This window comes from Mesorhizobium sp. M0800 (assembly GCF_040320095.1).
GTDB lineage: Bacteria > Pseudomonadota > Alphaproteobacteria > Rhizobiales > Rhizobiaceae > Mesorhizobium.
On record NZ_JAMYOZ010000047.1, the window covers coordinates 26,286 to 33,305 of the forward strand.

Annotated in this window: 7 protein-coding genes; 4 read left to right on the top strand and 3 right to left on the bottom strand. The window is 64.7% G+C overall.

Going from position 1 to position 7,020, the window contains the following annotated elements; genetic code table 11:
* Nucleotides 1-86 precede the first annotated feature (86 nt).
* A complete protein-coding gene (locus tag NKI18_RS31265; protein WP_352622210.1) occupies nucleotides 87-563 on the top strand; it encodes an Lrp/AsnC family transcriptional regulator in 477 nt (158 codons plus the stop codon).
* Between the two features lie 361 nt (nucleotides 564-924).
* On the opposite strand, the gene NKI18_RS31270 is transcribed toward NKI18_RS31265, so the two are convergent.
* The 3 genes from NKI18_RS31270 to NKI18_RS31280 all read right to left on the bottom strand — a co-directional run bounded on the left by NKI18_RS31270 (nucleotide 925) and on the right by NKI18_RS31280 (nucleotide 3,758).
* Entirely contained in the window at nucleotides 925-1,500 is a 576-nt protein-coding gene (locus NKI18_RS31270) for a D-sedoheptulose-7-phosphate isomerase (protein WP_352622212.1), read from the bottom strand.
* Between the two features lie 7 nt (nucleotides 1,501-1,507).
* Nucleotides 1,508-2,986 carry a D-glycero-beta-D-manno-heptose-7-phosphate kinase gene (rfaE1, locus tag NKI18_RS31275; RefSeq protein WP_352622214.1) on the bottom strand — a complete coding sequence of 493 codons (1,479 nt, stop codon included), beginning with the start codon at nucleotides 2,984-2,986 and terminating at the stop codon, nucleotides 1,508-1,510.
* 139 nt (nucleotides 2,987-3,125) lie between these two features.
* Complete coding sequence (locus NKI18_RS31280) at nucleotides 3,126-3,758, bottom strand: LysE family translocator (RefSeq protein ID WP_352622216.1); 633 nt, start codon at nucleotides 3,756-3,758, stop codon at nucleotides 3,126-3,128.
* A gap of 176 nt (nucleotides 3,759-3,934) precedes the next feature.
* On the opposite strand from NKI18_RS31280, the gene rfaD reads away from it, so the two are divergent.
* From rfaD to waaC, 3 genes are read left to right on the top strand one after another with little or no spacing between them, the layout of a single operon-like run.
* A complete protein-coding gene (rfaD, locus tag NKI18_RS31285; RefSeq protein ID WP_352622218.1) occupies nucleotides 3,935-4,885 on the top strand; it encodes an ADP-glyceromanno-heptose 6-epimerase in 951 nt (316 codons plus the stop codon).
* The gene (gene waaF / locus NKI18_RS31290) at nucleotides 4,858-5,865 is read left to right on the top strand and encodes a lipopolysaccharide heptosyltransferase II (protein WP_352622220.1); all 1,008 of its coding nucleotides are present in this window, start codon (nucleotides 4,858-4,860) and stop codon (nucleotides 5,863-5,865) included. The genes rfaD and waaF overlap by 28 nt, the downstream gene beginning before the upstream one ends.
* Nucleotides 5,862-6,845 (top strand): lipopolysaccharide heptosyltransferase I, encoded by a 984-nt coding sequence (gene waaC / locus NKI18_RS31295; RefSeq protein ID WP_352622222.1) that lies wholly within the window; start codon nucleotides 5,862-5,864, stop codon nucleotides 6,843-6,845. The genes waaF and waaC overlap by 4 nt, the downstream gene beginning before the upstream one ends.
* Nucleotides 6,846-7,020: the final 175 nt, after the last annotated feature.

The following is a 7,020-nucleotide window of genomic DNA, read 5'->3' on the forward strand; positions in this document are numbered from 1 at the left end:
TCCTCGATCCAGCGGATGGAATAGACAGCAAAGTCGTTTAACTACAAAGTCGCGAAAGATTCTTTCGCGTCACCACGGAAGCCACCATGCCGATCAAGGCCGATCTCGATGCCATCGACTGGAAGATCCTGCGCGAGCTTCAGCAGGACGGACGCATGACCAATGTCGAACTGTCGAGCCGCGTCGGCATTTCGGCGCCGCCGTGCCTGCGCCGCGTCAGGCGGCTGGAAGAGGCCGGCATCATCCGCGGCTACCGCGCTTTGCTCAACGCTCCGGCGCTCGGACTCGACGTCGTCGCCTTCTGTCTGATCGGCCTGCATCACCAGGCCGACGCCGAACTCAAGACCTTCGCCGAGCGCACCCGCGGCTGGCCGATGGTGCGCGATGCCTGGATGGTGTCGGGCGAGTCCGATTTCCTGCTGCATTGCGTGGCGAGCGATCTCGGCACCTTCCAGACCTTCGTCATCGAGGAACTGGCCTCGGCCCCCAATGTCGATACGGTGCGAACCGCGCTGACCATCCGCCGGGTCAAAGACGAAGGGCTGGTGGCGTTTTCGGCTTAAGAGAGCAGGCAAAGCGGCTGCGAAGCAAAAACCCGGAAACAAAAAAACCGCCTCGGCGGGCGGGATCGTCGGTGGAAATCATCACCATACCCAAATTAGTAGCATAGCTGCCGGCACAAAGCAAGAACAAAATTGCCTTCAGCGTTAGAATGCGGCTTCATGCCAGCTTGGGTTCCTCGCCCCACGAAAGTGGGGAGAGGTGTCTCGGCGAAGCCGAGACGGAGAGGGGAACCGCGCTCTACGAAGCCCCCTCTCCGGCCGCGGAGGTTGTCCTCGGGCTTGCCGAAGGCAAGACCCGTGGGCGGCCACCTCTCCCCCGCTTCGCGGAGGGCGAGGAACCCAGGTACTGAGAGTTCGAGGATCACCCTGTGTCGCAGAGGCGCGTTTCGACCATTTCGCACAAATGGTGGTAGAGGCACAAATGCCCCTGCTGGATGATCGGCGTCGAGGTCGAGGGTACGTTGAGCAGGATGTCGGAGAGCGGCTTCAGCTTGCCGCCGGTGTCGCCGGTCAGGCTGACCACCGTCATGCCCATCATGCGCGCCTGTTGGGCGGCGGCGAGGATGCTTGGCGAATTGCCGCTGGTCGAGATGGCGAGCAGCACGGCGCCCGCCGAACCATGCGCCTCGACCTGGCGCGCAAACACCGTGTCGAAGCCGTAATCATTGCCCCAGGCGGTCAGCACCGCCGCGTTGGCCGGCAGCGCGATGACGTTGTAGGCCTTGCGCTCCCTGAGGAAGCGGCCGACCAGCTCGCCGGCGATATGGATGGCGTCGCTGGCCGAACCGCCATTGCCTGCTATCAGCAGCGCCTTGCCCTGCGAAAGCGCGGCGACGACGGCGCTGACCGCCCGCTCCATCTCGCTGGTCAGGTCGCGCTCGACCATCGCCGAAATCGCGGCCGCCGAGCGGCCCAGGTAATCGTTCAGTTCGGACATGAAACCCTCAGTTCCCGGCGCGCAATCTGCCGATGGTGCCGGTCGTGCTCTTGCCGGCGACGAGGTCGACCAGCACGACGCGCCCGCCGGCCTTCTGCACGACATCGGCGCCAACCACCTGATCGACCGTATAGTCGGCGCCCTTGACCAGTATGTCGGGGCTCAGCGCCTCGATCAGCGAAAGCGGCGTATCCTCCTCGAAGATGACGACGGCGTCGACCGAGGCAAGTGCTGCCAGCACGCAGGCCCGGTCATGCTGGTCGTTGACCGGGCGCCCCGGCCCTTTCAGCCGGCGCACCGAGGCATCGCTGTTGAGGCCGAGCACCAGCCGGTCGCACTGGCTGCGCGCCGCATGCAACAGGCTGACATGGCCGGCATGCAGGATATCGAAACAGCCATTGGTGAAGCCGACGCTCAAGCCCTCGTCTTTCCAGCCCGCCACCAGCCGCGCGGCGGCGGCGGCATCGAGGATCGCATCCAAGTGGGCGACCGGACCATGCGAGCGAAACAGCGCACCGGTGAGTTCCTCGATCGTCAGCCGCGCCGTGCCGCGCTTGCCGACGACAACACCGCCGGCGGCGTTGGCGATCGATCCGGCCATGACACGATCAGCCCCTGCTGCAAGAGCCAGCGCGAAGGTCGCGATTACCGTGTCGCCGGCGCCCGAAACGTCGAACACTTCGCGCGCCTGCGTGGCGATATGGCGGGCGTCGTCCGCACCGATGACGCTCATGCCCTTTTCGCTGCGCGTCGCGACAACGAAATCGAAACCGTGCGCCGAAATCAGCTGGCGCGCCGCCGCCTCGATTTCGTCGTCGGCAAACACCGCGCGGCCGACCGCCTCGCCGAGTTCCTTGCGGTTGGGCGTGATTGCCGTCGCGCCGGCATAACGCGCATAGTCGCGGCCCTTCGGGTCGACCAGCACCGGCTTGCCCGCTTCCCGGCAGATCGAGATCAGCTCGCCGGCGACGCCGTCGAGCAGCACGCCCTTGCCATAGTCGGACAGAATGACGATGTCGGCGCGTGCCAGCGCTTCGCGAAAATGCCCGACCAATGTCGCGCGCTCGGCATCGCCCAGCGGCTTGATTTCCTCTTCGTCGAAACGCAGCACCTGCTGGTTGAGCGCGCTGAAGCGGCTCTTGGACGACGTCATGCGATCGGCATCCTGCGCCAGCCCGCCGGTGTCGACGCCAAATTCGCCGAGCATGCGCATGAGGTTCTTGCCGGCCTCGTCAGCGCCGATCACCGAGACTGGTATGACGGCAGCGCCGAGCGAAACGATGTTGGCGACGACATTGCCGGCGCCGCCCATCGCCAGCGTTTCGCCGCGCCCGTGCAGCACGGGGATCGGCGCTTCCGGCGAAATGCGCTCGATCACGCCGTTGACGAAACGGTCGAGGATGAAATCGCCGACCACCAGCACGGTGGCGCCGCCGAAGCGCGAGATGGCGCGGTGAAGAGGTTCGGGAGAGGGCAGCTTGATCATGTCAACGCGCGGGAGGGCCGATTTTCAGTGATGGGAAATTCGATTGGCAGGGCCGGCCGTTCATGGCGATGCCGATATACCGCAATTTCAGCCGACGCAACGGCAGGCCTTCGACCGATCGCGGCGGCGAGACAGTGCGTCAGCTTTTCTGCAACGCGACATGCACGCCCAGCCCAACAAGCACCGCACCGCCGGCGCGCCGCATCAGGCGCTGCGCCCGGCTCGACTGCCGCAGCCTGGCGATCACTGCGCCGGCCAGCACCACGCAAACAATGTCGGCCGACGAGAACATCAAATTGACGATCGTTCCAAGCACGACGAACTGCAGCCAGACCGGAAACGCTGCCGAGGCATCGATGAATTGCGGCAGGAACGCCATGAAGAAAATCGCCGTTTTCGGGTTGAGCACCTCGACGGCAACGCTCTCCAAAAACGCGCGGCGGGCGGATTTCGGCTGAATTCCCGGCAAGACAACGTCGCCTTGCGCCTTGGCGCGAAACAAAGAAACACCGAGCCAGACCAGATACAGCGCACCGACCAGCTTGACCGCCATGTAAAGCACCGGCACGGCATGGAAAAGCACCGACAGGCCGACAGCGGCGGCGAAGACATGAACGTAGCCGCCGAGATGGATGCCGAGCGCCGCCATCAGGCCGGACCAGCGGCCACGCGCCATGGTTTGCGCGGCGGCATAGAGCATGGCGGGGCCGGGGATATAGGCGAAGATCGCCGTGGTGGCGAAAAAGGCGACAAGCAGTTCGGTTGACGGCATTACCTTGCTCCTGTCGCCGATCGGCCGGCAGGCCGACTGAAACGTGACGTTTGCGGCGCCACTATGGCGCTCATCCGGCCGCCCCGCCACCTGCTTTGTCGACAGCCCGGCCCGCCTCCCCTATAAGGCCAGAATCCCAGAAGGGCTACAACCGGCACAAGGTACCAGAGGCTTTCATGATCATCGTCACGGGCGGCGCCGGCATGATCGGCTCCAACATCGTCGCCGCGCTCAACACCGAGGGTTTCAGCGACATCCTCGTCGTCGACGACCTCACCGACGGCCACAAGATCGCCAACCTCGCCGATCTCGAGATCGCCGATTATCTCGACAAGGACGATTTTCTGGCGCGGATGGAGGCCGGCGACCTCGGCCGCATCGAGGCCGTCTTCCACCAGGGCGCCTGCTCGACCACCACCGAATGGAACGGCAAGTTCATGATGGAGGTCAACTACGCCTATTCGAAGCGCCTGCTGCACGCCTGCCTGGCCCTGCGCTTGCCCTTCCTCTATGCCTCGTCCGCTTCCGTCTATGGCAGCGGCGCCGAGTTCCGCGAGGAGCCGCAATACGAGCGCCCACTGAACGTCTATGCCTATTCGAAAAAACTGTTCGACGACTATGTCCGCCGCACTGTCTTCGATACCGACCACTCGCCAGTGGCGGGTCTGCGTTATTTCAACGTCTACGGACCGCGCGAGGCGCATAAGGGCGCCATGGCCTCGGTCGCCTTCCATCTGTTCAACCAAGTCGAGCAAGGCCAGAACCCGAAACTGTTCGGCGCCTATGGTGGTTTCGGGCCCGGCGAACAGAGCCGCGATTTCATCCATGTCGGCGATGTCGCCGACGTCAATCTGTGGCTGTGGAAACGCGGCTCGAGCGGCATCTTCAACTGCGGCACAGGCAAGGCCCAGCCGTTCCGCGCCATTGCCGAGACGGTGATCGATACGCTCGGCAAGGGCCAGATCGAATTCATCGAGTTTCCCGACCACCTCAAGGGCAGCTACCAGAGCTTTACGCAAGCTGATATGTCCCGCTTGCGCGCAGCCGGTTACAACGGCCAGTTCCGCACAGTGGAAACCGGCGTCAGAGATTATGTCGAATGGCTGAAAGCCCAACGATCCTCGTGATCGGCCCACGCTGGGTGGGCGACATGGTCATGGCGCAGTGCCTGTTCCAGGCGCTGAAGGAGCTTCATCCCAACGCCGCCATCGACGTGCTGGCGCCGGCGTGGGCAGCACCCCTGGTCAAGCGCATGCCCGAAATCCGCCAGCAGATCGACCTGCCGCTGCAATCCGGCGCGTTCGAATTCCGCGTCCGAAGGCGCTTCGGCCGCCTGCTGCGCGGCCGCTACGACATGGCCTTTGTCCTGCCGGGAAGCTGGAAGTCGGCGCTGATCCCGTTCTTTGCCGGCATTCCGCGCCGCGTCGGCCATCTCAAGGAAATGCGCTATGGGCTTCTGACCGACATCGTGCCCTTGCCCGATCGCCTGAAACGGCGCACCGCGCAGGCCTATTTCAGCCTTGCCCGTGGTGGCGCCTTCCAGGCGCCGAAGCTCGCCGTCGATCAAGCCAGCCAGGCGGCACTGCTCAGCCGTTTCGGGCTGACGGTGGGGAAATTCGTGGCAGTCATGCCCGGCGCAGAATTCGGCCCGGCCAAGCGCTGGCCGAGCGAACACTATGCCGGCCTTGCCCATGAGATGATGGCGAAAGGGTTTGGCGTCGCGCTGTTCGGGTCGAAGAACGACGCTGAGGTGACGGCTGAAATCGCCGCGCTGGCTCCGGGCGCCGTCGATCTTGCCGGCCAGACGCGGCTCGAGGATGCCATCGACCTGATCGCGGCGGCGAGGCTCGCCGTCTCCAACGACAGCGGGCTGATGCATGTCGCCGCCGCCGTCGGCACGCCGGTAGTCGCCGTCTACGGCTCGACCTCGCCGCAGAACACGCCGCCGCTCGCCGAGCGCCGCGAACTGGTCTGGCTCGGCCTGTCCTGTTCGCCCTGCCACAAAAAAATCTGCCCGCTCGGTCATCTCAACTGCCTGAAGACGCTGGAGGTCGAACGCGTCGTGGCGGCGGCGGAGCGGCTGCTGGAAATGCCGGCCGCCGCATGAAAGTGCTGATCGTCAAGACATCGTCCATGGGCGACGTCATCCACACCTTCCCGGCGATCGAGGACGCGCGCCGCGCTCGGCCGGATATCTCCTTCGACTGGTGTGTCGAAGAGGCATTTGCCGGCATCGTGGCGCTGCATCCAGCCATCCAAACCATCCACAGCGTGGCGATCCGGCGCTGGCGCAGGAAGCTGCTCGAGCCCGGCACATGGCGGGAAGTGGTCGGCTTGCGCCGCGCCTTGCGCGATTGCCGCTACGACCTCGTTCTCGATGCGCAAGGCTTGCTGAAATCGGCGCTGGTGGCGCGGCTGGCGGCAGCGCCGATCGCCGGTTTCGACCGTTCGAGCGCCCGCGAGCCTTCGGCGAGCCTGTTTTATGGCCATCGCTACGCCGTGCCGCGCGGCCTGCATGCCATCGAGCGCACGAGACGCCTGTTCGGGCTGGCGCTCGGCTACGAGCCGGATTTTTCCAGGCTTGAATCGGGTATCACGCCGCCAGCCGGAAGATCGATTTTTGTCGGCGAAAAGACCGCCTTCCTGCTGCACGGCACCAGCCGCGAGGACAAGAAATGGCCGGTCGCGGACTGGATCGAAACCGCCCGCCTGCTGGTGAACATGGGAATGACGCCAGTCACCACCTGGTCGAACGACCGGGAACAGGCGGTTGCCGAGGCGATCGCCCGCGCCATTTCGCAAACCGTGGTGGTTCCCAGGTCGCCGCTAGCCGAGATCGCCGCCGACATCGGCGGCTCGGCGCTGGTCATCGGCGCCGACACCGGCCTGACCCATCTCGCCAGCGCTTTCGGCGTGCCGACGGTGGCGATATTCCTCGCTACCGAGCCTGGCCTGACCGGCCCGCGCGGGCCATTCTCATCGACGCTGCTAGCCAGGCCCGGCCGCAGCGTCACGCCGCCGGAGGTGATTGCGGAAGCCGAGAGGCTTGTGGAGCGCCATACGCTTGGTCAGGCCGGTGGCCGCTGATTTGCTCAATCAATTCAATCGGAAAGGTCAGCGCTGCCCCTTCCCTTCTCCCCTTGTGGGAGAAGGTGGATTGGCGCGCAGCGCCGAGACGGATGAGCAACCGTGCTTCATATCGATGCCGGATTCCACGATTTGTTGTCTCGGACCATGGCGTTGAGGGCTGTGATGAGTTTAC